The 24,280-nt window shown below is 72.2% G+C and carries 19 protein-coding genes; 5 read left to right on the top strand and 14 right to left on the bottom strand.

Annotated elements, in window-relative coordinates; all coding sequences use genetic code 11:
• Positions 1-111 precede the first annotated feature (111 nt).
• Positions 112-807, top strand: coding sequence for a PhzF family phenazine biosynthesis protein (locus CP970_RS41670; protein ID WP_055555281.1), 696 nt, complete (start codon positions 112-114; stop codon positions 805-807).
• Here the strand turns inward: CP970_RS41670 and CP970_RS41665 are convergent.
• Positions 786-1,208: an STAS domain-containing protein gene (locus tag CP970_RS41665; protein ID WP_055555283.1), complete on the bottom strand. Its 423-nt coding sequence runs from the start codon at positions 1,206-1,208 to the stop codon at positions 786-788. The genes CP970_RS41670 and CP970_RS41665 overlap by 22 nt on opposite strands.
• A gap of 338 nt (positions 1,209-1,546) precedes the next feature.
• Between CP970_RS41665 and CP970_RS41660 the strand changes: the two genes are divergently transcribed.
• Positions 1,547-3,193, top strand: a complete 1,647-nt coding sequence (locus CP970_RS41660; RefSeq protein WP_055555285.1) for a GMC oxidoreductase — start codon at positions 1,547-1,549, stop codon at positions 3,191-3,193.
• Here CP970_RS41660 and CP970_RS41655 read toward each other — a convergent pair.
• The 3 genes from CP970_RS41655 to CP970_RS41645 all read right to left on the bottom strand — a co-directional run bounded on the left by CP970_RS41655 (position 3,174) and on the right by CP970_RS41645 (position 6,803).
• Positions 3,174-3,884, bottom strand: a complete 711-nt coding sequence (locus CP970_RS41655; RefSeq protein WP_063806243.1) for a lipase family alpha/beta hydrolase — start codon at positions 3,882-3,884, stop codon at positions 3,174-3,176. The two genes, CP970_RS41660 and CP970_RS41655, sit on opposite strands and share 20 nt — an antisense overlap.
• Positions 3,885-4,058: 174 nt before the next feature.
• On the bottom strand, positions 4,059-5,588 hold the full coding sequence (locus tag CP970_RS41650) for an FG-GAP and VCBS repeat-containing protein (RefSeq protein ID WP_055555287.1): 1,530 nt from the start codon (positions 5,586-5,588) through the stop codon (positions 4,059-4,061).
• Between the two features lie 228 nt (positions 5,589-5,816).
• Positions 5,817-6,803 carry an alpha/beta hydrolase gene (locus CP970_RS41645; protein ID WP_055555289.1) on the bottom strand — a complete coding sequence of 329 codons (987 nt, stop codon included), beginning with the start codon at positions 6,801-6,803 and terminating at the stop codon, positions 5,817-5,819.
• Between the two features lie 187 nt (positions 6,804-6,990).
• On the opposite strand from CP970_RS41645, the gene CP970_RS41640 reads away from it, so the two are divergent.
• Positions 6,991-7,635 (top strand): dihydrofolate reductase family protein, encoded by a 645-nt coding sequence (locus tag CP970_RS41640; protein WP_055555291.1) that lies wholly within the window; start codon positions 6,991-6,993, stop codon positions 7,633-7,635.
• Between the two features lie 38 nt (positions 7,636-7,673).
• Here CP970_RS41640 and CP970_RS41635 read toward each other — a convergent pair whose 3' ends face one another.
• On the bottom strand, positions 7,674-9,230 hold the full coding sequence (locus tag CP970_RS41635) for an MFS transporter (RefSeq protein WP_063806242.1): 1,557 nt from the start codon (positions 9,228-9,230) through the stop codon (positions 7,674-7,676).
• A gap of 120 nt (positions 9,231-9,350) precedes the next feature.
• On the opposite strand from CP970_RS41635, the gene CP970_RS41630 reads away from it, so the two are divergent.
• Complete coding sequence (locus CP970_RS41630) at positions 9,351-10,310, top strand: Lrp/AsnC family transcriptional regulator (RefSeq protein ID WP_055555293.1); 960 nt, start codon at positions 9,351-9,353, stop codon at positions 10,308-10,310.
• Positions 10,311-10,335: 25 nt separating this feature from the next.
• On the opposite strand, the gene CP970_RS41625 is transcribed toward CP970_RS41630, so the two are convergent.
• Positions 10,336-10,860 (bottom strand): AAA family ATPase, encoded by a 525-nt coding sequence (locus CP970_RS41625; RefSeq protein WP_055555295.1) that lies wholly within the window; start codon positions 10,858-10,860, stop codon positions 10,336-10,338.
• A gap of 74 nt (positions 10,861-10,934) precedes the next feature.
• Between CP970_RS41625 and CP970_RS41620 the strand changes: the two genes are divergently transcribed.
• Entirely contained in the window at positions 10,935-11,792 is an 858-nt protein-coding gene (locus CP970_RS41620) for a class I SAM-dependent methyltransferase (RefSeq protein WP_055555297.1), read from the top strand.
• Positions 11,793-11,819: 27 nt separating this feature from the next.
• On the opposite strand, the gene helR is transcribed toward CP970_RS41620, so the two are convergent.
• The 8 genes from helR to CP970_RS41580 all read right to left on the bottom strand — a co-directional run bounded on the left by helR (position 11,820) and on the right by CP970_RS41580 (position 24,015).
• On the bottom strand, positions 11,820-13,991 hold the full coding sequence (helR, locus tag CP970_RS41615; RefSeq protein ID WP_055555299.1) for an RNA polymerase recycling motor ATPase HelR: 2,172 nt from the start codon (positions 13,989-13,991) through the stop codon (positions 11,820-11,822).
• A gap of 267 nt (positions 13,992-14,258) precedes the next feature.
• Positions 14,259-16,349 carry an ATP-binding protein gene (locus CP970_RS41610; RefSeq protein ID WP_055555301.1) on the bottom strand — a complete coding sequence of 697 codons (2,091 nt, stop codon included), beginning with the start codon at positions 16,347-16,349 and terminating at the stop codon, positions 14,259-14,261.
• A gap of 151 nt (positions 16,350-16,500) precedes the next feature.
• Positions 16,501-19,776 (bottom strand): amidohydrolase family protein, encoded by a 3,276-nt coding sequence (locus tag CP970_RS41605; RefSeq protein WP_055555304.1) that lies wholly within the window; start codon positions 19,774-19,776, stop codon positions 16,501-16,503.
• Positions 19,777-19,893: 117 nt separating this feature from the next.
• Entirely contained in the window at positions 19,894-20,424 is a 531-nt protein-coding gene (locus CP970_RS41600) for a TetR/AcrR family transcriptional regulator (RefSeq protein ID WP_240507555.1), read from the bottom strand.
• A 323-nt stretch (positions 20,425-20,747) separates the two neighbouring features.
• On the bottom strand, positions 20,748-21,290 hold the full coding sequence (locus tag CP970_RS41595; protein WP_055555307.1) for an SRPBCC family protein: 543 nt from the start codon (positions 21,288-21,290) through the stop codon (positions 20,748-20,750).
• A 62-nt stretch (positions 21,291-21,352) separates the two neighbouring features.
• Complete coding sequence (locus tag CP970_RS41590) at positions 21,353-22,468, bottom strand: GNAT family N-acetyltransferase (protein WP_055555309.1); 1,116 nt, start codon at positions 22,466-22,468, stop codon at positions 21,353-21,355.
• A gap of 158 nt (positions 22,469-22,626) precedes the next feature.
• The gene (locus tag CP970_RS41585) at positions 22,627-23,346 is read right to left on the bottom strand and encodes a C39 family peptidase (protein ID WP_150494629.1); all 720 of its coding nucleotides are present in this window, start codon (positions 23,344-23,346) and stop codon (positions 22,627-22,629) included.
• 54 nt (positions 23,347-23,400) lie between these two features.
• Positions 23,401-24,015, bottom strand: coding sequence for a peptidoglycan-binding domain-containing protein (locus CP970_RS41580; RefSeq protein WP_420855556.1), 615 nt, complete (start codon positions 24,013-24,015; stop codon positions 23,401-23,403).
• Positions 24,016-24,280: the final 265 nt, after the last annotated feature.

The following is a 24,280-nucleotide window of genomic DNA, read 5'->3' as shown; positions in this document are numbered from 1 at the left end:
TCCCGCCGGTCCCATCACACCGCCACCGCCCCCCGGACACGATGCCGAGCGGGTTCCTGGATCGGCCGGTGACGGGCGAGGCCGCCGGGACCCTGTGATTGGATCTTCGGCATGACCGATGTCGAGATTGTGCGCGTGTTCGTGACCGCAGACGGGACCGGCGGCAGTCCGTTGGGGGTGGTGACCGACGGCGCCTCGGTCACGGGCATGACGGATCGTCAGGAGATGGCGCGGCGGCTGGGGTTCAGCGAGACCGTGTTCGTGGACGACGCCGCGCGGGGCGAGGTGGACATCTACACGCCCAGCGCCCGGCTGCCGTTCGCGGGCTATCCGCTGATCGGCGCCGCGTCGGTGCTGCGGCAGCACGGCACGCCCGTGGACGTGCTGAGGACCGTGGCCGGTGATGTGGCGACCTGGATCGAGGGCGATGTCACCTGGATCCGTGGACGTGCGGAATGGGTGTCGGGCAAGCGTACGCAGCGGTACGCCTCCGCCGCCGAGGTCGACGCGCTGCCCGCGCCGCCCCCGGGCGAGGGCTGGCTGTACGCGTGGGCGTGGGAGGACGAGGCCGCGGGCACCATTCGCGCGCGTGGTTTTCCGCGGCGCGGGGACGCCATCACCGAGGACGAGGCGACCGGCGCGGCCGCGATGCTCCTCGCGGCCGAGCTGGGCCGCGATGTGCGCATCCGGCAGGGAGTGGGGTCCGAGATCGTGGCCCGGGTCCGCGACGAGGGGTGGACGGAGATCGGCGGGCGCGCCGCGGCCGCCGAGAGCCGCCCGCTCCGTCAGGTGACCGAAGCGTCCTGAGCCTCGACGAGGCGGCCCATGCCCAGGCAGTGCAGGGTCGCCGCGGACCGGGGGCGGACACCGCGCATCACCAGGGATCCCTCGACGTCCTTGAGCGCCCGGAGCGTGCCGAAGAAGACGCCCGCGCCGTCCCGCGCGAGGTAGGTGACCTCGGACAGGTCGACGATCAGGTGGCGGCAGCCGTCCTGTACGAGGCGGTGCAGGTGCGCTGCCAGGGAGTCGGCCTGGCGCGCGGTGATCTCGCCCCGCAGCGTGACGCGGACCAGGCACCCGGCGACGAGCACCCGCGCGATGCCCGCACGCCGCAGGTGCCGGGCGGCCCCGGCGCCGCCCGGCAGCAGGGGCGCCCTGCGGGCATGCCGCACCGTCGCGGCAGGGGGTGTGTGATCGGGATCGCGCACGGGGACAGGCCTTCCGGCGGTGCGGTGACTACTTCCACATGTCTATACCATGCTCGACGCTCGCGCAGCGAGGGGTCGTCACGTGTACGACCCGTTACCAGGCGTGGCCAGGAGCGGGATGCCCGCAGGTGAGACTGTGCCTCGCCGGGCCTTCCCCCGCACAGGCGGGCGCCGAAACTCTTTCAGTGGTCTAGTCCAAGTACGGCCACTATCGATCCCGCCGACAAAAAGGGACGGATCGTAAAGATCAGGTACAAGTTACCTCTTGGTATGCAGTGACTTCCCACACGGGCGGCAGTAGAACTCGTTCCCATTCGACCCAGAGTGAGGAACATCACATGAGTGGTAATGCCATGCACAACAAGGCTTCTGACGGGGTGTCACGGCGAAGATTCATCACTGGAACGAGTTCTATTCTTGGTGGCGCGATCCTCGCGGGTCACGCTTCGGCCGCGCACGCCGCCCCGGCCCAGGCCCAGACCGCACCGATCGCCGACGCCGCGCGCGTGCCCGCCCTGGTGATCGGCACCGGGTACGGCGGCTCCGTCGCCGCCCTCCGCCTCGCCCAGGCGGGCGTCGACGTCCACATGATCGAGATGGGCATGGCCTGGGACACCCCGGGTCCCGACGGCAAGATCTTCGCCAACACCACCAAGCCCGATCAGCGTTCGTACTGGCTGCGCACCCGCACGAAGCAGCCCCTCAGCAACTTCCTCGGCTTCCCCATCGACAAGGACATCCCCCGCTACACCGGGATCCTGGACGCCGAGGAGATGGGCGGCATCATCGTCTACCAGGGCCGTGGCGTCGGCGGCGGCTCCCTGGTCAACGGCGGCATGGCCGTCACGCCCCGGCGGGAGAACTTCGGCGCCGTCCTGCCGTCCGTGAACGCCGACGAGATGTACGACGTCTACTATCCGCGCGCCAACTCCGGGCTCGGCGTCGCCACCGTCGACCCCGCCTGGTTCGACTCCGTCGACTGCTACCAGTACGCCCGGGTGGGCCGCAAGCACGCCCAGCGCTCCGGATTCCCCTTCGTCTTCGTGCCCGACGTCTACGACTGGGACTACATGAAGAAGGAGGCGGCGGGGACGGTACCCAAGTCGGCCCTCGACGGGGAGATCCTCTACGGGAACAACTACGGGAAGAAGTCGCTGCAGAAGACCTACATCGCTCAGGCCAGGGACACCGGGCGGGTCACCATCTCCCCGCTGCACAAAGTGACTTCGGTCTCCCCCGCGTCGGGCGGCGGCTACACGGTCGTCATCGACCAGCTCAACACCAGCGGCGACACGACGGCCACCAAGAGCGTCACCGCGGACAGGGTCTTCTTCGCGGCGGGCAGCGTCGGCACCAGCAAACTCCTCACCAGGTTGAAGGCCACCGGCGCCCTGCCCGGCCTCAACGGCGAGATCGGCAAGGGCTGGGGCGACAACGGCAACGTGATGTGCGGCCGCGCCAACCACCTGTGGGACCCGACCGGCAAGGTCCAGTCGTCCATCCCGTGCGGCGGCATCGACAACTGGGCGGCCGGGGGCGCGTTCGCCGAGGTGGCTCCGCTGCCGACCGGGATCGAGACGTACGCCTCGTTCTACCTGTCGATCACCAAGACCCCGCACCGCGCCGAGTTCTCCTGGAACGCCGGGGCGGGACGCGTCGACCTGAACTGGCAGACCGCCTGGAAACAGACCTCCATCGACGCCGCCAAGACGATCTTCGACAAGATCAACGCCAAGGAGGGGACGATCTACCGGACCGACCTCTTCGGCACCTACAAGATCTGGGGCGACCACCTGACGTACCACCCGCTGGGCGGCGCCGTACTGGACAAGGCCACCGACAATTACGGCCGCCTGCACGGCTATTCGGGCCTCTACGTCATCGACGGCGCGCTGATCCCCGGCAACACCAGCGTCAATCCGTTCGTCACCATCACCGCGCTCGCCGAGCGGAACATCGAGAAGATCATCGCCACCGATCTGTAGCCAGGAAGCCGCGTACTCCTTGGGACACCGTGTCGTCGCCGAGCAGGTCGTTGTGGGCCAGGCAGCCTGCCGCGTGGTTGGTGGCGCCGTCCAGCGGGACGCTGTCGTCCGGGTTGATCACCTCGTCGCAGTTCGACCACCACGTCGCGTACGACACCGTGCCCGGCGTCTCGTCCCCCTCGGCGAGCTTCTTCACCACGTACGATCCGGGCGTCATGTCACGGCAGGCCTGCGACCACAGCGCGCAGGCCCAGGCGGTGCTGGTGCCGTGGTTGGGTCCGGCGAGCGAGACCCAGTGGTCGACCCTGGCGGCGCCGCCGCCGAACTTCACGTACCACCGCGTGACGAGGCTTCCGAAGGAGTGCGCCACGAGGTCGACGCGTGCGGCGCCCGTGCGCGCCCGCACCTCCTCGACGTAGGCGGCGAGCCTGCCGGAGAGCGTCTCGTTCACGGACTGACTGGTGTCGTAGCCCCAGGAGTACAGCTCGTCGTCGGTGTATCCGGAGGCCAACAGGTCGTCGCGCAGTGCTCCCCAGACGCCCGGGTCCGCGTTGTAGCCGTGGACGAAGACGACCGGCACGTGCGCCGCACGCGGGGCCGCGCCCGCCGAGGCCGGGGTCGGTGCCACCACCGCGGCGGACGTGAGCAGTGCGGCGAGCAACAGGACGAGCCCACGGGCTCGCTCGGCCAACGACACGGTGCCTCCCACGGTGCGAGATTCATGGCTACGCACGAGTACGGGAGGATTGTGGGGCCAGGAAGGCGAGTTGACCAGAGGTGAACGCCTCGGTCGTCGGATCCCTGCCGCCGACGTCGGCCAGCGCGGAGCCCGTACGGATACGCGTACGGGCTCCGCGGCCGCGGGTCAGCGCAGCGCGCTGCCGAAGAGCGCGGCGGCGTCCGGGGCCCCGAGGTCCTTGGGGGCCATGGCCACGGAGTTCGTGGCGGTCAGGCCCGTGGTCGTGCCGGGCAGGGACCAGACGGCGCCGGTGTCGGCGTTCTCGTGGATGGCGGCGGCCGCGAGGTCACGGTGGCCGTCGCCATTGACGTCGAGCAGCGCCGTGGCCTCGCCGAACCGGTCGCCGCCCTCGGCGGCGCCGGGGACGCCCGCGGTGTCCTGGTGGAAGGCCTGCGCGCCGGTGCCGGTCACGCCGGAGGCGCTGCCCCGGACGAGGACGACGGAGCCCGCGTCGGCGAGGTCGCGGACGTCCTCGCCGGGGGTGCCGAGCGCGATGTCGGCGAAGCCGTCGCCGTCGACGTCACTCACCGCGACGGAGGCACCGAACTCGTCGCCCTCCTCCTCGGCGCCGGGCACGCCGGGCAGGTCCTGGTCGAAGGACTGGGTGTCCGTCTTGAGGCCGTCCTTCGAGCCGTAGGCGACCTTCACCTTGGCGTCGTCGTTGCTGGTGCCCGCCACCAGGTCGTCGTAGTGGTCGCCGTTGATGTCGCCGACGGCGAGCGCGCCCTCGTAGCCGGGCGCCCACTCCGTCGTGAAACCGGTGGGGCTGCCGTACAGGACCCGGTTCTGATACTGGCCGTCGCCGTTGTGCTGGTTGAGCGCGATGTCGGAGCGGCCGTCGCCGTTGAAGTCGCCGACCGCCTGGGGCACGACCGGGCCCATCACCGACTGCGGTCCGTCGACGCAGGTCTGGGGGCGGTCCGCGCAGCCGAGGTCGGGGCGCTCGTCGGTCTCGTAGCTCCACCACTGCGACTTGTCCATGAAGTCGCCCGTGCCCGCGGGGGTGCCGGTGCGGGCGATGGGGCCCTTCCAGAGGCGGGCGTTCTGGCCGACCGGGTCGTCGCCGTGGGAGCCCTGCTTGGCGAAGAGCGCCAGGTCGGTCTTGCCGTCGCCGTCGAAGTCGCCTGCCTGCGGGGCGTATCCGAAGGTGGCTATCTTCGTGCCGCCGGTGAGGCCGGTCGCGGAGCCCCACAGGATGACGGCGCCCGCGTCGGCGCCGTTGCCGTCGTACCCGTCACCGTCGGCACCGATGACGAGGTCGGTGAAGCCGTCCCCGTCCAGGTCGCCCTTGGTGACGGACTTGCCGAACTCCTGCTTGGCGGCGGCCGCGCCGGGCACACCCGCGGTCGACCGGCTGATGAGCTGCTTGCTCGCGGGCTTCAGGCCCTCCTTGGAGCCGTACGTCACCGCGACGTACCCGGCCTTCTTCTGGCCGGAAATCGTGCCGCCGGGGGCGCCGACGACGAGGTCCGCGTAGCCGTCGCCGTTGAAGTCGTCGGACGCCTTGGCAGCGGCCGCCGCGCTGCCCTTGTCCGCCGCGGGGGTGGCGGCCCGGGCCTGGTCGAGCCCGAGCGACCAGATCGTGAGTCCGCCCGCCAGCAAGGAGGCTGCGATCAGGGGCGTGGTGAGACGGGCGCTGCGAAGTGCTCGCGACATGTGGCTTCCCTTGGTTCCTGTGGCTCTTGTGTCATCGGTCGGTCGGCCGGTTCTCGGGGAGGGCCTCCGCGCGTCGGCGCCGCCCGTCCCCCCGGATGTCCGGCGGAGTTCACCGCCGGTTTACTCCGACTGCCCGCAACGACGCACCACATGTCCCGGTGCTTGCACTACACCGCTAGTTTCACGCCGTCCTCCGCGCGCCCGCTCACGCCGTCCCCGCACACCCGCTCACGCGGGCCGCAGCCGCCCGATGATGCCGTCGAGGTCACGCCGGAAGAGGTGTTCGCGGACGAAGTGGCCGCCCGGCTCCTCGTACCACTCGTGCGGGATGCCCGCATTGCCGAGCAGGCCGCGGAACTCCCGCTGCCCCGCGAGCACTTGGGTCTCGTTGACCGTGTCGAACCAGTTGACCGGGTCGGGGCTGGTGCCCGCGACGAGGAAGATCCGCTTGTTACGGTAGCTCTCGACGCGCTGGACCGGGTTGTCGGCGTTGACCCGGGCCTCGTCCCACGGCACTCCGTAGACCGTCCCGCCGCCCAGGTCCAGGGCCGCGGACGAGGCGTTGGCCCAGTGGGTGACGAGCCCTCCGTCGCGCCGCATGCTCGCCGGTCCCGAGTGGGCGCTCACCGAGGCGAAGTGGCCGTAGTACTTGGCCGCGTACTTCAGCGCGCCGAAGCCGCCCATCGAGAAGCCGGAGACGGCGCGGCCGTCGTATTCGGCGTACGCGCGGAAGTTCGCCTCGACCCAGCGCAGGAGCTGCTCGACGTGGAAGGTCTCCCAGTCACGGCGTCCGACGTTGGAGGTGACCGGATTGGAGTACCAGCCCGCGTGTCCGCCGTCGGGCATCACGACGATGATCGGCTTGCCCGCGGTCCAGGCGCGGATGCCGAGCCGGTCGAAGGTGATGAAGTCCTGGTCGGTGCCGCCGCCGTGGAAGAGGTAGAGGACCGGGTACGTGCGCCCGCTCGTGTGGTAGTCGTCCGGGAGCAGGACGTTGACCCCGGGGTTCCAGCCGATCGCGCCGGTCGCGAACCGGTAGTACCACATGCGGGGATCGCTCTCGTTGCGGTCCACGATCCGCAGGCCGAAGCCGTCGTCGGCCGCGCTCGCCGACGACGCGGCCGCGACGACGCCCGCGCCGCCGACGGCGAGCGCGGCGGAGAGCCCGCCGACGGCTCGCAGGACACCTCTGCGTGTGGGGGGTTGCTCGCTCAACGTGACCTCCTGGTCGGGCGGACGGCGGCCGTGATCACACAGCACCCGCCATACGGCGTCAATCCCCGTGCCCGCCGGAAGGCTCGAAAGCATCGGTCGCGCGCCGATGAGTTCCGCCGGCCCGAGCGGTCCTACCTTTGACCGCCACTACTGGCACCACTGGCACCACCGGCACAGGAGGAAACACGTGGCTCAGCTGCTGCGAGTGCAGAACTTCAACGTCTCGCGGGACGGATTCGGTGCGGGCGAGCACCAGAGCCTGGAGAGGCCCTTCGGCGACGCCGATCCCGGTGACATGTTCGCCTGGGCCGGGGCGACGGCCAGCTGGCCCAACCGCACCGACCCGGGAGGCAGCCGCGGACTCGACGACTACCTCACGCGGGACTTCACCAACAACATCGGCGCCGAGATCATGGGCCGGAACAAGTTCGGCCCCCAGCGCGGCCCTTGGCAGGATCACGAATGGCAGGGCTGGTGGGGCGACGAACCGCCGTTCCACACGCCGGTGTTCGTGATGACGCACCACCTGCGCCCCTCGTTCACGCTGGGCGAGACCACGTTCCACTTCGTCGACGACGACCCGGCCGCGGTCCTCGAGCAGGCGCGCGAGGCCGCGCAGGGCAAGGACGTCCGGCTCGGTGGCGGCGCCACCGTCGTCCGGCAGTTCCTCGAAGCCGATCTGGTCGACACCCTGCATGTGGCGGTCTCCTCGCTGAAGATCGGCTCCGGCTCGCGCCTGTGGGAGTCGCCCGACGACCTGCTCGACCGGTTCCACCGGGACGTCGTGCCGAGTCCGAGCGGAGTGACGCACCACCTGTTCTGGCGCAAGTGACGCGGGGACCCCGCCCGGGCGCGGGCGGGGTCGGTCCGTCATGACATAGGTCCGTCATGACATAGGTCGTCATGACCTCGGTCCTCATGACCTCCCGCGCCCGTTCGCGCCACGGCGACGCGCGGGCGCCGGGTCAGCCACACGACGAGCGCGGCGCCCGCCAGGCACAGGGCTCCCGCGGTGAGGGCCAGCGTGTTGTGCCCGGTGGCGAAGGCCTCGCGCAGGGTGTGGTCGAGGCCGGGGCGCAGGTCATCGGGCGCGGTCGAGAGCAGGGTGTCGGCGCCGCCGCCGGAGAGGGTCCCCGCGGTGCCGGAGGCGTCGGTGACCTTTCCGTCGAGGGACGCGGTCATCGCCGAGACGGCCAGGGTCCCGAAGGCCGCGACCCCGAAGGCGTACCCGAGCTGTTCGAAGGTGCTGTAGGTGCCGCTCGCCATGCCCGCGCGCTCCGGAGGAGCCGAGCCGAGCGCCAGGGAGGCGGCGACCTGGAAGACCAGGCCCATGCCGACCCCGCTCAGCGCCAGGCCGCCCACCAGGGCGGGCCAGCCCGATTCCGGGCCGAGGAAGCCCTCCGCGCCCACGCCGAGCCCGGCGAGGAGAAGACCGAGGCAGGCTCCCAGACGCGGCGACGGCGTGGGCATCCACCGCCCGCACACCACCGCCACCAACGCCGCGGCCACCGCGTGCGGCAGGACGACGAGGCCCGCGCCGATCGGCGAGAGGTGCCGCACGGACTGCAGCCACAGCGAGGTGTAGGGCAGGATCCCGTACACGGCGCCCTCGCCGACCGCGATGGTGATCATCGCCGCGCCGAACGCGGGCCTGCGGAACAGCGACAGGTCGAGCAGGGGATGCGTCCGGCGGTGCTGTACGCGGACGAAGGCCACGAACGCGGCGATGGCGACGCCCAGCGGTACGAGCGTGGCGGCCGACGCCCACCCCTGGGTGTGCGCCTCGGTCACGGCGTACACGCATCCGCCCGCGCCGAGCGCGAACAGCAGCACTCCGGGTACGTCGAGGCGTCGTGCGGCGTCCCGCTTCGACGGTGCGGAGCGCGGGATGTGACGGAAGGTCAGCGCCAGCGCGAGCGCTGTGACCGGCACGTTGACGAAGAAGATCCACCGCCAGTCGAGGGCCTGGGTGAGCAGGCCGCCGAGGACCGGTCCCAGGGCGGACGCGCTGGCGGCGACCGCCGCCCAGGCGCCGAAGGCAAGGCCCAGCCGACGGCCCGTGTACAACGTGCTGATCAGCGACAGGGTGGTGGTGAACATCGCCGCGGCGCCCAGGCCCTGGACGACGCGGGCGCCGATGAGGACCGGCATGTCCGGTGCCAGGGCGCAGGCCACCGACGCCAGGGCGAAGACGACGAGCCCGCCGACGTACATCCGGCGCCTGCCGTGCAGATCCGCCAGCATTCCGGCGCCCAGCAGGGCGGCGGCCACCGCGAGCGCGTAGCCGTCGGCGACCCACTGCAGCTGGGACAGTGACGCGCCGAGTGAATCCGACATGGCCGGCAGGGCGACCAGAACGATGGTGACGTCCACGAGCAGCATGAACGTGCCCAGACAGATGGCGACCAACGGCCCCCAGATACGCATGATTTCCCACTCTCCGGCAGGGCTGACGAGGTGACCGCGCCACCATCGGGGCCGGGACCGCGAGGCCCCAAGCCATACCCTGGAGAGCGGCAGGATCCGGCATCGAATGGGCGGTCAGCGGTGGATCACGACAGTCTCGACGAACTCGACCAACGCCTGCTCCAGGCGCTGCAGCTGGACGGCCGGGCCCCCTTCAGCCGCATCGCGCGCGACCTGGGCGTCTCCGAACGCACCGTCGCCCGGCGCTATCAGCGGATGCGGCCCCGCGGGCTGCGCATCGTCGGCCAGCCCGTGGTGTCCCGCCTCGGCCTGACCCGCTGGCTGCTGCGGGTGCACTGCACGCCGGACGCGGCGGGCACGATCGCCGACGCCCTCGCCCGCAGGCCCGACACCAGCTGGGTCACGCTCGCCTCCGGCGGCACCGAGCTGTACTGCGCGCTCAACGCGAGGACGGCCGACGAACGCAACGCGCTGCTCCTCGACCGGCTCCCCCGCACCCCGCACGTCCTCTCGGTCAGCGCGCACTGCATGATGCGGATCTTCATCGGCGCCACCAGCACCTGGCACTCCACCCGGTTCCGGCCCCAGGACGCACCGGCGGCGGTGGGTTCCGGCGCGGACAGCGCCCCTCCGCTCTCCCTCGACGCCACCGACCGCGTCCTGTTCACCGAGCTCGCCAGGGACGGCCGCGCCACCCTGCCCGAACTCGCCGCCGCCACCGGCCGCTCGCCCTCCAGCGTCCAGCGCCACCTCGACCGGCTGCGCGGCGAGGGCGCCCTGGTCCTCGCCGTCGACTTCGACCCGCGGCTCCTCGGTTTCCACATGGCGACGCGGATCTGGCTGAACGTGACGCCCCGGCATCTGCGTACGGTCGGCGAGGCCCTCGCCACGCATCCGCAGATCGCCTTCGCCGCCGCGATCACGGGCGCCTCCAACCTCGTCGCCAGCGGCATCTTCCGCGGTCCCGCCGATCTCTACGACTACGTGGACCGCCGCATCGGCCGGCTCCCCGGCATCCAGGGCATCGAGACCGCCCCGACACTGCGCGAGGTCAAGCGCCTCGCGCCCGCGGTGCCGTGAGCCACCCGTCGGCGCCGCGGGCCCCTCACCCGAGCGAAGGCCATCGGTCGGCGGCCCACTCCGGCCATCCCGGCCACCCCTGGGGCGGCCCGTCCGGCTCGCCCCCGTCGAGCTCCGCCTCGTTTGGCTCCTCGAACAGCGCCCGCCAGCGCACCAGGTCCGCTTCCGTGACGGGGAAGGTCTCGCCTGGAGTGAGCGCCTGGCGCCTGGCGATCCTCGCGCGTTGCGTCTCGCGGTCCACCGGCACGTACACGAGGCGGCAGGACGCGCCCTCGGACGCCACGAGGCAGCGGATCGCGGACCGCTCAGCGCGGGACCAGCACCCGAAGTCCAGGACGACGTTCGTGCCGATCCGCAGCGCCTCCAGGGCGAGCCGGAGCAGCCGCCCTTCGAGCACATCGCGCTTCCCGTCCGCCTCCGGCGCGTGGAACAGCGGAATCATCCATTCGTCCGGCGTCAGCCGCAACGCGCGGTGTTCCTCGGCGAGTTGCCGGGCCCACGTGGTCTTTCCGGCCCCGGGCAGACCGACGGTCAGGAAGAGTGTCGTCACCTCTCGATCATGGCACGCCGTCGTACCCCCTCCTCTAGGCTCACACCGGAACCGACCGCGACGAGGGGGACACCGTGAGTGACGGACAGAGGCAGGTGCCGGACAGCACCGCGGTGCGGGTCGCGCTCTGGCGGGCGATGCACGTGCGGGTCGACGCGCCGCCCCATGTGCTCCAGGACGAGGTCGGACTGCGGCTCGCGGCGCCCGACGAGGGGTGGCAGGAGCGGCCCGACATGGATCCGCGGGGCAGCAGCGGGTTCCGGGCGGCCATCGTGGGGCGGGCCAGGTTCGTCGAGGACCTGGTCGCCGAGGAGAGTGCCCGCGGCGTCGGCCAGTACGTCGTCCTGGGGGCGGGGCTCGACACGTTCGCGCAGCGCAGGCCCGACATCGCCGCCCGGTTACGGATGTTCGAGATCGACCACCCCGACACCCAGGAGTGGAAGCGCCGACGGCTGATCGAGCTGGGCCTCGGGGTCCCCGACTGGCTGCGCCTGGTGCCGGTCGACTTCGAGGCGGGCGCCGACTGGTGGGAGCGGCTCTCCGCGGCCGGATTCGATCCCGGACAACCGGCCCTCGTCGTCTGTACGGGCGTCAGCATGTACCTCACCAAGGACGCCAACGAGGCGACCCTGCGCCGGGTGGCCGGGCTCGCGCCCGGCTCGACGTTCGCCCTGTCCTTCATGCTGACGCCCGCGTTCATCGCGCCGTCCGACCGCTCGGCGGTCGAGGCGTTCAGGCCCCTGACGCGGGCCGAGGGGACGCCGTTCCGCAGCGCCTACGGCCCGCCCGAGATGCTGGCCCTCGCCGACGACGCCGGTTTCGCGCGAGCCAGGCACGTACCGGGGACCGCCCTCGCCGAACGCTACTTCGCGGGCCGGAGCGACGGTCTCTACCCGTCCACCGGAGAGGATCTGCTGGTGGCCACCACCTGACGTACGCGGTGGCCACCACGGGTCCGGTCAGGAACTCCTGAGGACGACCAGTCGCTGCGTGGCGCGGGTCATCGCGACATAGCGGTCGACCGCCCCTTCGATGCCCGCACCGAACTCCTCCGGGTCGACGAGGACGACCAGGTCGAACTCCAGTCCCTTCGTCAGCTCCGGGGGCAGCGACCTGACCCGGGGCGTCGCCCGGAACGTGGGGTCGCCGATCACACAGGCGATCCCGTCGTCGTTCGCGGCGAGCCAGTTCTTCAGGACCGCGTCCCGTTCCGCGACGGATCCGTGCACGACGGGGATGCCGCTGCCGCGGATCGAGGTCGGCACGTTGGCGTCGGGGAGCACGGCCCGGATGGCCGGTTCGGCCTCCGCCATGACCTCTTGCGGCGTGCGGTAGTTGATGCTCAGGGACGCCATCTCGACCCGGTCGAGCCCGATCCGCTCCAGGCGTTCCCGCCAGGATTCGGTGAACCCGTGCCTGGCCTGTGCCCGGTCCCCGACGATCGTGAAGCTCCGGGACGGGCAGCGCAGCAGCAGCATCTGCCACTCCGCGTCGGTCAGTTCCTGCGCCTCGTCCACGACGATGTGCGCGAAGGGCCCGGCGAGCAGATCGGGGTCCGCGGGCGGCAGTTCGGACTCGTCCACCAGGCTCACCCCGGCGTCCTGCCCGCGCAACATCCTCACCAGGCCCTCGCCGTCGTCCCCGTCGGCACCGGATGCGGACGCGGCGTCGATCAGGTTGTCGACGACCTGCGCCATGCGTTCGCGCTGCGCGGCGAGGATGGCCGCCTGCCGCCGCTTCAGCCGGGCGGCCTCCGGGTCGCCGAGCCGCTGGCGCGCCGCGTCCAGGAGCGGCAGGTCGGACACCGTCCAGGCCTGCGGAGCCGCCTTGCGCCCCAGCTTGCGCACCTCGTCCCGGTCGAGCCAGGGGGCGCACATCCGCAGGTAGGCGGGGACCGTCCACAGGTCGGAGACCAGGTCGGCCGCTTCGAGCAGCGGCCATGCGCGGTGCAGCGCCGTGACGAGCTCCTCGTCGTGCCGCAGCGACCGCTCGAAGAGTTCGGCGGGCACGTCGTCGTCGACCTTGGCCAGGAGGATCGCGACCAGTTCCTCCCAGACCTGCTCGCGCCCCTCGTTGTGCGGGGTGCCGGGGCCCGGCGCGTCGAACGCCTCGGCCCAGTCCGCGGCACTCAGCCGGACGTCGGCCCAGTCGGTCGAGACCGTCATCGCCTCCGTCGGCGGCTCCTCGTAGAACCTGACGGCCTTCTCGATCGCGTGCACCATGCCCGCGCCCGACTTCAGCCGTGCCACCTCCGGGTCGGCCTCCTCCGGAGCCGTGGCCCCCTCGGCGACGAGGTCCCGCACCGTGCAGGTCTGCACGCCCTCCTCGCCGAGGCTGGGCAGGACGTCCTCGACGTACGACAGGTAGGGCTGGTGCGGTCCGACGAACAGCACGCCGCCCTTGCGGTGGCCCAGGCGCGGGTCGGAGTACAGCAGGTGGGCGGTCCTGTGCAGCGCGACGACCGTCTTGCCCGTGCCCGGACCGCCGTCGACGACGAGCGCGCCGCGCGATCCGGCGCGGATGATGGCGTCCTGGTCGGCCTGGATGGTGCCGAGCACGTCCCGCATGCGGTCGGAGCGGTTGCCGCCGAGGCTCGCGATGAACGCGGACTGGTCGTCGAGCGCGGCATGCCCTTCGAGTCCTTCGGCGGTGAAGACCTCGTCCCAGTAGTCGCCGATCCGGCCCCGGGTCCAGCGGTACCTGCGGCGGCTCACGAGCCCCATCGGGTTGGCGTGCGTCGCGGCGAAGAACGGCTCGGCGGCGGGCGAGCGCCAGTCGATCAGGAGGCGGCGCCCGGAGCTGTCGGTGAGGCCGAGGCGCCCGATGTAGACGGGCTCGGGATCGTCCGCGCCGACGAAGTGGCCGAGACAGAGGTCGAGCCCGAAGCGGCGCAGGGCGCGCAGCCTGCCGGTCAGCCGGTGGATCTCGGTGTCCCGGTCCATCGCCGCCCTGCCGGTGCCGCCGGGCGCCCTGCGTACGGTCTCCAGGGCGTCGGACACCTCGGCGATCGTCTGCTCCAGGCTCTCCGCGACGGCGGCGAAGTGCCGCTCGTCGGCGTCGATGAGCTTCGGGTCGGCCTTGGGCGAGAGGTGGTCGGGCAGGTCGAACGCGCTGGTGCTCAGGGGGGTCATGGAATCAGCTCCGATCCGAGGTCGTACCCGCGAAGTCCGGCGTCACGCACGCCCCGAAGACCGACAAAAACACATGCACTGAATGAATCTCCCATTTCCGCAAGTTCTGGCCTCGGCGAGAGATTCTGCGGCATCACGGGGGCCTTGCCGCAAGCCCCCCTGTGCGCTATAAGTTGAGAGTGGAAAGGAGTGGGTGTTCCTCCTTTCCCTTTTTCTTTGTCCCGGCGCGTTAGGTCAGTGTCACGGCGCGTTGGATCGGTCCTCGGATCAGCCCTCGTCGTCGGGCAACCCCTGGGAGTCGTCGCCGAGGGCCAGCGCGAGGCCCGTGCCGGTGTCGCTCTCGCCTAGGCGCAGTGCCCGTGCGTACGCCTTCGAGCCGATGCCCGCGCGGGCCAGCTGTTCCGTCCTGGCGCGCAGCGGCGCCAACTCCGGTGTGCCGCGCTGGGGATGGCCGACACTGCGCCAGTACGCGTGACCGGTGCCGGAGAGCAGTGCCGCCTGCTCGGCCCGGCCCTGCGCCGCCGATGCCGCGGCGAGCAGATCGAGGCCCACGGCGATGCCGAAGCTGTCGCCGATGCGCTGCTTGCCCAGGAGCATGGCACGGGCGTGGTCGGCCGCCTCGCGCGGCCGGTCCTGGAAGAGCGCGATCAGGGACAGCTGGTAGTCCAGATAGGACCGGGTCCAGTGCTCGTCGATCCGCTCGCAGGCGGCACGCAGCTCGCGCGCCGACTCCATCGCCTCGTCGAAGGCGCCGAGCGCCGTGAGCGCGAAGACGTCGACCAGGCGGCAGCGCAGCCGGGAGGCCGAGGCGAAGTCCTCGCCGGGCACCTCCTCCAGGGCGCGCAGCACCAGCGTACGGGCGACCAGGGGGCGCCCGGTGAGCAGATAGGTGATGCCCCGCAGGTATCCGGCCGCGAGCACGCCCTGTCCGTCGCCGTCCCGCGCGGCCTCGCGCGCGCAGATCTCGCCGAGCCGTTCGGCGGTCTCGTGCTGGCCCTGCAGGAGCGCGGCGACCCCGAGCGCCAGCTGGGCGCGGGTGTGGACGGGGCCAGGATCGTGGTGGAGGGCGAGGCCGCGCTCCAAGTAGGTGCGCGCCTCGTGGAGATGGCCGCAGCAGCTCCAGAAGAACGCCACGCGGCTGACCAGTTCGAGGCCGTCGGCAGGGGCGCGGTCGAGCAGGCGGTGCAGGGCCGCGCACAGGTCGGGGTGGGCCTCGCTGACGCGCCGGTACCAATGCGTCTGCCGGGGGCCGAGCCACTCGGCGTCGGCGCGCCGCGCGAGATTGAGGAAACACTCCGCGTGGCGGTCGGCGAGGAGTTCCTCCTCGCCGAGCTCCGCCAGCCACATGCGGCCGTACTCCTTGAGGGTGTCGAGCATGTGGTAGCGGGGCCCGTCCCGCCCGACCACCGACTGCCGCACCAGGCCGGTGAGCGCCCACGTGACCCCTCTGCTCGTCAAAGGGCCGCCCACGCCCACCGCTTGGGCGATGCCGAGGTCGAACGGGCCCCGCAGCACCGAGAGCCGCGCCCACAGCAGCCGCTCCCCCGGCGTGCACAGTTCGTGGCTCCAGCCGATCGTCGTGCGCAGGCTCTGGTGCCGGGGCGGTCGCACCCGCGGGGTGCCGGTGAGCTCGACGAGCCGGGAGCCGAGTCCGTCGGCGAGGCTGCGTACGCTGCGGTGGCGCAGTTGCCCGCCCGCCAGCTCCAGGGCGAGCGGAATGCCTTCGAGGCGCTCGCACACCTCGGCGGCGTCGGCCGCCCAGTCAGGGGATTCGAGGGTTTGCCGGGGGACGAAACGGGCGGCCCGGTCGGTGAAGAGGCGTAGTGCGTCGGATTCGATGCCCGTCGGCCCGTCGCCCGGCTGCCGGTACGCCGCCGGTCCGACCGGCAGGGGCTCCACGTCCAGGACGCGTTCGGCGGACAGGAGCAGCGGTTGCCTGCTGGTCGCGAGGACGGTCAGGCCGGGGGCGGCGGAGAGCAGCTCGCCGATCAACCCGCGGCACTGGTCGGTCAGATGCTCGCAGGAGTCCAGGACGAGGAGCAGTTGCTTGCCGCGCAGCCAGGACCGCAGCGCGTCCACCGGCATGCGGGGGGTGTGGTCGGCGAGGCCCACGGCGTCGCACACGGTCGCGGTCAGCAGGTGGTCGTCCATGAGCGGGGACAGGTCGGCCCAGCACACCCCGTCGCGGTACCCGGCCCCGGCCCGGAGGGCGCCCCGTACGGCGAGGCGGGTCTTGCCGACGCCGCCCATGCCGGTCAGGGTCACCAGGCGGTGCGCCGCGAGCGATTCGCTCAGCCGTCGCAGATCCGCCTCGCGCCCCACGAAACTGGTCTTCTCCTCAGGAACCTTTCCTTCCATGGGCAGCAGTCTGGTGTACCGGCGGGGGCGTCGGAGCGGACGCCGGGCAAGCCGCCCGGTATACGGGAGGCTCTCTAATTGGCGGCCGGCGGCGTCAAGTTGACGTCGGGGGCGGCAGCGGCGCCGCGGCCCCCGACGATGACGGCGTGGATCAGCAGCAGCCGTCCTTGCGCATCAGCTCACCGACCGCCAGCCAGTCGTCCCGCTCGGGCGTGCCGCCGCCGGGGACCGCGGCACGCCGTTCGCCCGGGCGCCGGGAGGACGGCTCGAACTCGGCCACCAGGTCCTTCGTGGTGTACGGCGTTCCGCCGCGCATCACCGCGACCGTGCGCACCATGGTGCGGAAGTCCGTGAACGGGTCGCCGTCGACCATGGTGAGGTCGGCGAGTTTGCCGGGCTCCACGGTGCCGAGGTCGCGGTCGACGCCGAACAGCCGGGCGGGGAGCACGGTCGCGGTGCGCAGCGTCTGCGCCGGGCTCAGGCCGCCGCGGTGCAGAGCGCGCAGCGCGAGGTGCAGCGCGAGGCCGACCGCGACGATGGGCTGGTCGGTGCCGAGCGCCACGAGGCCGCCCGCCGCGAGGACCCTGCGGTAGATGTCGGTCTCGGTGCGCAGCGTGGCCAGTTGGGCCTCGGTGGGCGGTGCCTGCGCGGACTTCTTCACCAGCTCGGCGTCCCACGGTGCCATGACGGCGGTGACCCTCGGGTCGTCGGCGAGGCCCGGGTCGTCGCCGATCAGCGGCGCCGAGGTGAACGGCGTGGCGATCAGGGAGAAGCGGGCGCCGGGCGCGCTGTAGATCTCCTCCACGTCGTCGTAGGCCCGGCCGGAAGCGGTGATCGCATGGCCGAACTCGGCTCGCTGGGTGGCCTGCAGATGACTCGTCAGGTCCTGGCCCAGCTGGATGCCCGGCGAGAGGAGGTGGCCGCCGGTGCGCACCCCGAGCCGTTCGTGCGCGAACCGGGCGGCCTCCTCCATGATCCAGCCCGGTGCGCGGACGTAGGTCTTGACGAAGTCCCAGTCGAGGGCGGCGGCCCGGTCCAGCGAGCGGCGCAGGCCCGCGCGGGTGGTGTGGGCCCGGCCCATGCTGTACGCGACCCGGGCGCCGTCGAGGAGTTCGCCGGTGGTCAGCAGCCGTGGTCCGGCGAGCTGCCCGGCCGCCACCGCCTCGCGGATGCGCGCCTGTTCGTGGGCGAAGCCGCCGAGGGAGACCGCCGTGGTGATGCCGTAGGTGAGCTGGCCCACGGTCTGGCGTCCGCCGTAGGTGCTCTGCCAGGGGTGGGTGTGGGTGTCCCAGAGCCCGGGGACGACGGTGCGGTCCGAGGCGTCGACGCTGTGCTTCGCGGCCGCGTGGCGGGCGGCCTTGTGGGGTTCGACGGCGCTGACGCGTCCGGCGTGGACCACGATGTCGACGTCGTCGCGCACGCTCTCACCGGTGCCGTCCCAGAGCCGTCCGGCGTGCACGACCGTGTCGGCGGGTGTGGGCCTGCGCGCGTCGAGGGGGACGCGGACGGTGCGGGCCGCGCCGCCGTCGACGCCGATGAGGCGCAGCCGGGTGCCGGAAAGGTAGAGGAGCGTCTGGGAGTCCCCGGACCAGGAGGGGTGGTCGGCGGCTTCGCGGGTGAGCGTGCGCAGGGCGCCGCGCGGGGTGCCGTCGGGCGTGACGGGCAGCAGACAGAGCGCGGACTCGACGATCACGGCGAGCCACCGGCCGTCCGGCGACCAGAGGGGCCCCGAGTCGTACCGGTCGGAGATCGAGGTGTGGGGCGCGACGGCGTGCAGCCGGTCGGCGCCGGTGGTGGCGTCGACGACGCGGATGAGGTTGTAGCCCTCGCGGAAGCGGAGGTTGAGCCGGTTGCGGTCGCAGAGCACGAGATGGCGGCCGTCGGGCGACCAGCTGGGCCTGCCGGGCAGTCCGCCGCCGCCGAGCGGGGTCACCAGGACGCGTTCGGTGCCGGCCGCCAGGTCGCGCACGACGAGTCCGCCGGTGAGGTCGAGGCAGGCGAGCCGCTTGCCGTCGGGCGAGAGCGCGGGGTGCACGCGGCCGCCCGTCGCGAGGGAGCTCTCCTCGCCGGTGGCCAGCTCGTGGCGGCGCACGCCGAGCAGTCCGTCGCGGTCGTCGGCGTAGACGAGCGACTTCCCGTCGCGGGCCCAGACGGGGCCGAGGAGGTAGTGGGTGGCGGCCGCCTTGCGCAGCCGCCGGGGCGGTCGGCCGCCCGAGGTGTCGGCCAGCCAGAGCGAGTTGAGGGCCGCGAAGGCGATCTGCCGCCCGTCGGGCGAGAGCGCGGGCAGGTGGATGCCCCGCACGGGACGCGCACTGCCCTGGCCGAGGTCGTACTCCTTGACGCGGTAGCGGGGCCGGTCCACGGGGAGGGTGGCGTCGAACGCGATGATCTCCGTGGTCTTGGGGCTGTCCGGCCGTACGAGCGTGAAGCGGCCGTCCACGGTGAGCAGCAGGCGTCCGTCCGGGGCCCAGCGCGGGGGCACGGGCGCGATGTCCCCGTCGACGGCTACGGGCTCGCCGTCGACGACCAGGGTGCAGGAGCCGCTCGGGGACGCGGTGGTGCGCAGGTAGGCGAGGCGGCCGCCGTCCGCTTTCCCGTCGCCCGCCTTGCCGTCGCCGACGACCTCGCCCTTGCTCTCGCCCCCGGACAGGGCAGGGGTCATCACCTGCGCGGCGCCGGTGTCGGTGTGGACGACGGTGACGGGGCCCGTGCCCGTGGCGTCGACCGCGGCGACGGTGCGGGAGTTGAGGCTCGTGCCCTGGGGCGTGGTGACGGGTGTCCCCCGGACGAACAGGATCCGCTTCCCGTCGGGCGACCAGGTGGGGTCGAAGTCCTCCCACGCCCCGTCCTGCAGCGGCCCGTCCTGTCCGGGCAGGCCGGTGACGCGGGTCGTCCTGCCGCTGTCGAGGTCCAGGACGTGGATGCGATAAGGGCTGCCCTCGACGGGGTCGCCGCCGCGTTCGGAGGCGAAGGCGATGCGGGTGCCGTCGGGCGACCAGGCGGGGCCCCGGTCGTCCCAGGGTCCATCGGTACGTTGCCGCAGCCGCGTGCCGTCCGGACGTACGGTCCAGATGTGGAAGCCGCCTCCCTGGTAGGCGCAGAACGCCACGAGTTCGCCGTCCGGGGCGTGCACGGGCCGGTTCGGTTCGAGCCCCGCGGGGGTGAGCGGCACGGCCTTCCCGCCGGTGCGCGGCAGGGACCAGAGCGTGGCCTGTGCCTCCGCGACGAGCCGGTCCCCGGCAGGCGCGAGCGTCGCCGCCGCGTTGGTGCCCCGGGTGAAGGAGAGGGCGATTTCGGTGTCCGGCGCGGCGAGGGCCGGTGTGGCGCCCAGTGCGGTGATCGCTCCCGCGGCGCCGGTGGCGCCCGCGGCGAGGAGGAGTTGACGACGGGAGAGAGGCAACGCGGCATGGTTCCGCTCACAGTCCATGACAGAGCACACTCGCGCATCGTCCGCGCCATGGGCAACACCGCAGGGGCGACGGCGCGCCACCCGGTGACCGGCGGCCCTGGCGCGGCCCGGCTCGGCCCCGGCCCCGGCCCGCTGTCAGCGGTGCCGCTCGATGAGAGCCCTCGCCATCGCCTGTGCCCGGTGGGCCGCTTCGGCGTCACCCTCCGCCGCCGAGATGATCGAACCCTTCATCAAGATGTGCCAGGACCTGGCGAATGCGTCGACGTCGCGCAACTCTGCCTCCTCGGCCATGCCGCGCACCAGGCAGCGGATCGTCTCCAGGTGGGCGATGCTCGCTTGCCCCAGCGGATGCTCGCTGCCCATTTCCAGCAGGACGTTGATGAACGCGCAGGCGTCGAAGTCGGCGCTGCGGAACCACTCGTCGAACACGTCGAAGACGGCGAGGAGGCGCTCCTCCGGCGTACGACCGCGCCGCCGGGCCCCCGCCACGACCATGCCCAGCGTCCACTCCCGTTCCCTGCGGGCGAGGAAGGCGAGCACCAGGTGGTCCTTCGAAGGGAAGTGCCGGTACAGCGTCGCCTTGGCGACCCCGGAGCGCGCGACGATCTCGTCCACGCCCACGTCGCGGACGCCGCGCCGCGAGAAGAGTGCGTACGCGGCGCTCAATATCCTTTCGCGGGGCGGGAGTCGAGGCGCCCCGGGCCTCGGGTCGTTGTCCACAATTCGTCAGATTAGTCCTGGACAGGGCACCCTTCCGCTGCCATCGTGAGGGAACAGGACAGGAAGACAGACCAGTCTCTCTCCCCGTCCCGGCTCGTGACTTCCACCGCGCGGACCACTCCAGGCTCCCGGTGTGCAGCACCAACCGTCAGGGCGGCCACCGCGGGAGACACCGGCCGCCCGGCCATCGCCGAGAGCCGCCCGGCGGGTGGGCGGCGGGCTCCCTGGCGTGCCCCTCCCACCAGGTGAGCCACCACCCGCTCGCCGGTTCAGGATCGGGGCGTGCCCGCGCTCTCCAGGTCCTTCTTGAGGTTGCCCAGGGTCCTGTCGATGTTCCCGGCCTGGAACACCGCGAAGGTCTGTCCGCCGGTGGCGATCCGGTCGAAGGCGTTGGCCACGAGATCCGGCCAGCGGCGGCGGTCGTCCGTCCAGGTCTCGGTCACCCGCGTCGCCCGCGCCTCCCCCGGTCCCGCCTCTTCGGGTCCCGCGTCCTCGAAGCGGTACTCCCAGGTCGCGATGGGAGCGCGCAGCCGCGGCCGCTTGAGCCCGATCGCGTGCACGCGGAAGGCGAAGCTCCTGCCGGGCTCCGACGCGGTCACCGTGCAGCGCGTGGTCCAGCGGAACGCCCCGCGCTTGTTGTGCCCCTCGAAGACCAGGCCGACGCGGGCCGGTTCGTCGAGACCCTCGACGGTGGCGCCCAGGTTCTCCGGGCTCCATCTGCCCATCAGGGCGGGGCGGCTGACCTGCTCGTACACGGCCGCGGGCGATGCCTGGACCACGATGCTGCGGGACACGGTGACCGTACGGGCCATGGAATGCTCCGTTCCTCGGAGGCCATGACCCTACCCGCCGGTAAGGTCGGCGGGAAGTCCGCTCAGCGCCCGCGCGGAGCGGGGCCCCGGGGCGCGGGACCACTCGACGTACGGAGGTTTCCGACCGTCTTCAGGAGCCGGTCCGCCCGCTCGCGCAGGGCGGGATGGGCGAGGACCGTGTTGCGCAGGCCGCGAACGGGTCTGCGCCACATCCTGTGCGCGGTCGCCACCGGGTGGGGCCGGGTCGCGAACCCCTCGCCCACCCGCAGCTCACGGGTTTTGAGCCAGTCCTTGTACTCCTTGTCGCCGCGCCCCATGTCCATCACGCGCACCCCGTCCCTGCCCGCGGCCTCGGCCATCCGCAGGTGCATCATCAGGCCGGGCGAGTAGTAGCTCAACTCGGGGTCGTACGCGGTGAACCAGGCGGCGAAGACCGTGCGCGAGACCGGGCCGAAGTGTGCGGCGACCGGCCGGTCCCCGGCGTACACCACCGAGAGGACGCCGGTGAAGTGCTCCTCGCGGACGTGGAACAGATCGTCCACCAGGTCGACTATCCACGGCTTGGCGAACCGGTCCATCCGGCCCGTCCTGCGGTACTGGGCGGACTTCCACCGCATGAGGGTGCGCAGGGCCCGCGGGTCCCGCTCGTCGTAGACGAACCGCACCTCACCGTGGTCGCGGCCCAGGCGGCGTTCCTTCTTCAGCGTCGTCTTGGCAAGCCCCGGGTAGGCGCCCCGCAGCCACTCCGGGTAGCTCTCCTCGCCGACCTTGAGGTCGAGCACCGGGGAGGCGAAGGTGCCGGTGACGGAACCGGCGAACGGCTCCTGCTCCTCGACCAGGTGGTCGAACTCGAAGACCGCGAGGCCGCAGGCGCGCAGCAGCTCCCCGGTGTCCCACACGACCCCCGGGCGGTGCACGAGCGCCTGGCAGTCGGAGAGGCCGAGCCCTATCGCCCGGCCGACGCCGAACGCGTTGCGCTCGAAGGGGAGGAAGCCGACGGGCTCGCCGTTCTCGCGCAGGACCGCCACCCGTGCCCCGCCGCGGTGCCTGGCCACACCGGCCGCGAACTCCGGCGTCAGGAACGGGTTGGCGTACACCGGCGACAGGTCCGTCGCCCGATGCCAGGCCAGACGGAGCGCGGGGCTCAGCTCGTCGGGTCCGTGCAGAGTGATGTCCATCTCAGCTCGACCGCCTTCCCGTGACGCGTCGGCCGCGTCCAGCCTCTTCTTCGGGTACCTGCCGAGTCAGGCCGTTCATATGTGTCAAGGAAGACGACAGGCCATAAGTGGCGGGTTCCCCGTTCCGCGCCACTCACGGCCTTGACTTTCCGTACGGCTCAGGCGGCATAGCCCTTCGGCGGGATCAGGCTGGCGAGTTGGTCGAAGGAGAGCCAGTAGATCTGGTTCCCGCCGAAGGAGGCCGGGTCGGCGATGAGGACCGTCCGGTTCGCGTCGTCGTAGCCGATCACCGTGAAGTAGTGGTAGATCGTCTGGTCCGACGGGTAGCCGGGCGGCTGGTTGCCGGGCGGGGCGACGATGTTGGCGACGATCGGGTAGTTGTTGTCGATGTCCAGGACGACGTCGTGCCAGAGCAGGTCCTTCTGGGCCTGGGTGGGCGGATCGTTCGGCATCTCCTTGGTCTCGTACCAGCCGGTGCCGAGGTTGGCGTTGAGGACGCCGGTCACCTGGCCGATGTGGTCGGTGCCCGCTTCGGTGGTGCCGAGCTGTGCGGCCAACGCGCCCTGGCCTGGCGGGGCGATGCGGGCGGACAGCGCGATGCGGGTGGCGGCAGGGCCGCACCAGTAGCCGGTCTCCTGGACCTGGTAGTCGACCTCCAGCGTGTGGGCGCTCCTGGTCCGCACGCCGTCGACGCGCAGCCGGGTGCCCGGCTCGTTCTGTCCACTGACGACGGCGGTCCCGGCCTTCGAGCCGTGGCCGAGCACGGCCGCCGCGTGCGGGGGCGTGGGCGTGGGGGCGGCCTGGGCGGCGGCGGCCGGGGTGACGAGGGCGCCGACGGCGACCGCGGCGACCGCCGTGGAGCGAAGTCTCTTGCGCATACGGGCTCCTAGGGAGATGGGGGGGGTGGGGTGTGGGAGACGAGGTGGGTCGGCTCAGGGGATGGGCGGGACCGAGGGTCCCTCCTGGGCGAGCAGGTCGCGGGCGAACTGCTCCCACTGCGCGTAGCGGTCGGGGTAGGCCGAGACCTGGACCGCCTGGCAGACCTCGCCGGGCGGCATCGTCTGCCAGCCGTCGATCTGGATCAGGCCCGGGTTGCTGCCGAAGGGGGCCACTCCGTAGAAGGACTTGGACGAGGTGGGCACGTCGGTGATCTGTTCGGGCGTGCCCCATCCGGTGCTGGGGCGCTGCTGGAAGATGCCGAGCGAGTCGTGGTCCACCGGGGTGAGGTAGTTGACGAACTTCGACTCCTGCATGGCGGTCATCAGCGCGATGACCTGTCCCTGCTCGGGGATCTGGGCGCCCTTGCCGACACCGATGACGGTGCGGGCGTTGGCGAGTTCCTCCGGGCCGAGGTCGGCGGCGGTCCGGAAGGTCCTGTGCAGTTCGGCGTCGGAGGCGGTCCGCAGGGCTCTGGCGGTCGCGGGGTCGACGGAGCCGGTCCTCGGCAGTCCGTGCCGGGCCTGGAACTGCTCCAGGCCGTGCCCGGAGGCCGTCGCCGAGGCCGCGGCGGCGTCGGGTGCGGTACCGGCGTGGGCCGCGCCGGGCATGGCGAACAGGGCGCCGACGGCGGCCAGGGTGACGGCAACTGCCGCCGGTCGCAGCGAAGTTCGAGCCCGGGTTCGGGTGCGGGTTCGGGTTCCGGTTCGGTCTGTACGCATCGCCACTCCTACGTCGGATCGTCGATGCGTCCCCGGCCGCGCGTGGGAGAACCGCTCATGGCCCTGCCGCCAGGCGCGCGCGCCAACCGCGCGCCTGGCAGGGGCTGTTGATACACGGACGGTGGGGGACGCGCGTGTCACAGCCCGGACAGCT

Origin of the sequence: Streptomyces kanamyceticus (assembly GCF_008704495.1) — a bacterium.
Classification (GTDB): Bacteria; Actinomycetota; Actinomycetes; order Streptomycetales; family Streptomycetaceae; genus Streptomyces; species Streptomyces kanamyceticus.
This window is presented reverse-complemented; position numbering and strand designations above follow the sequence as displayed.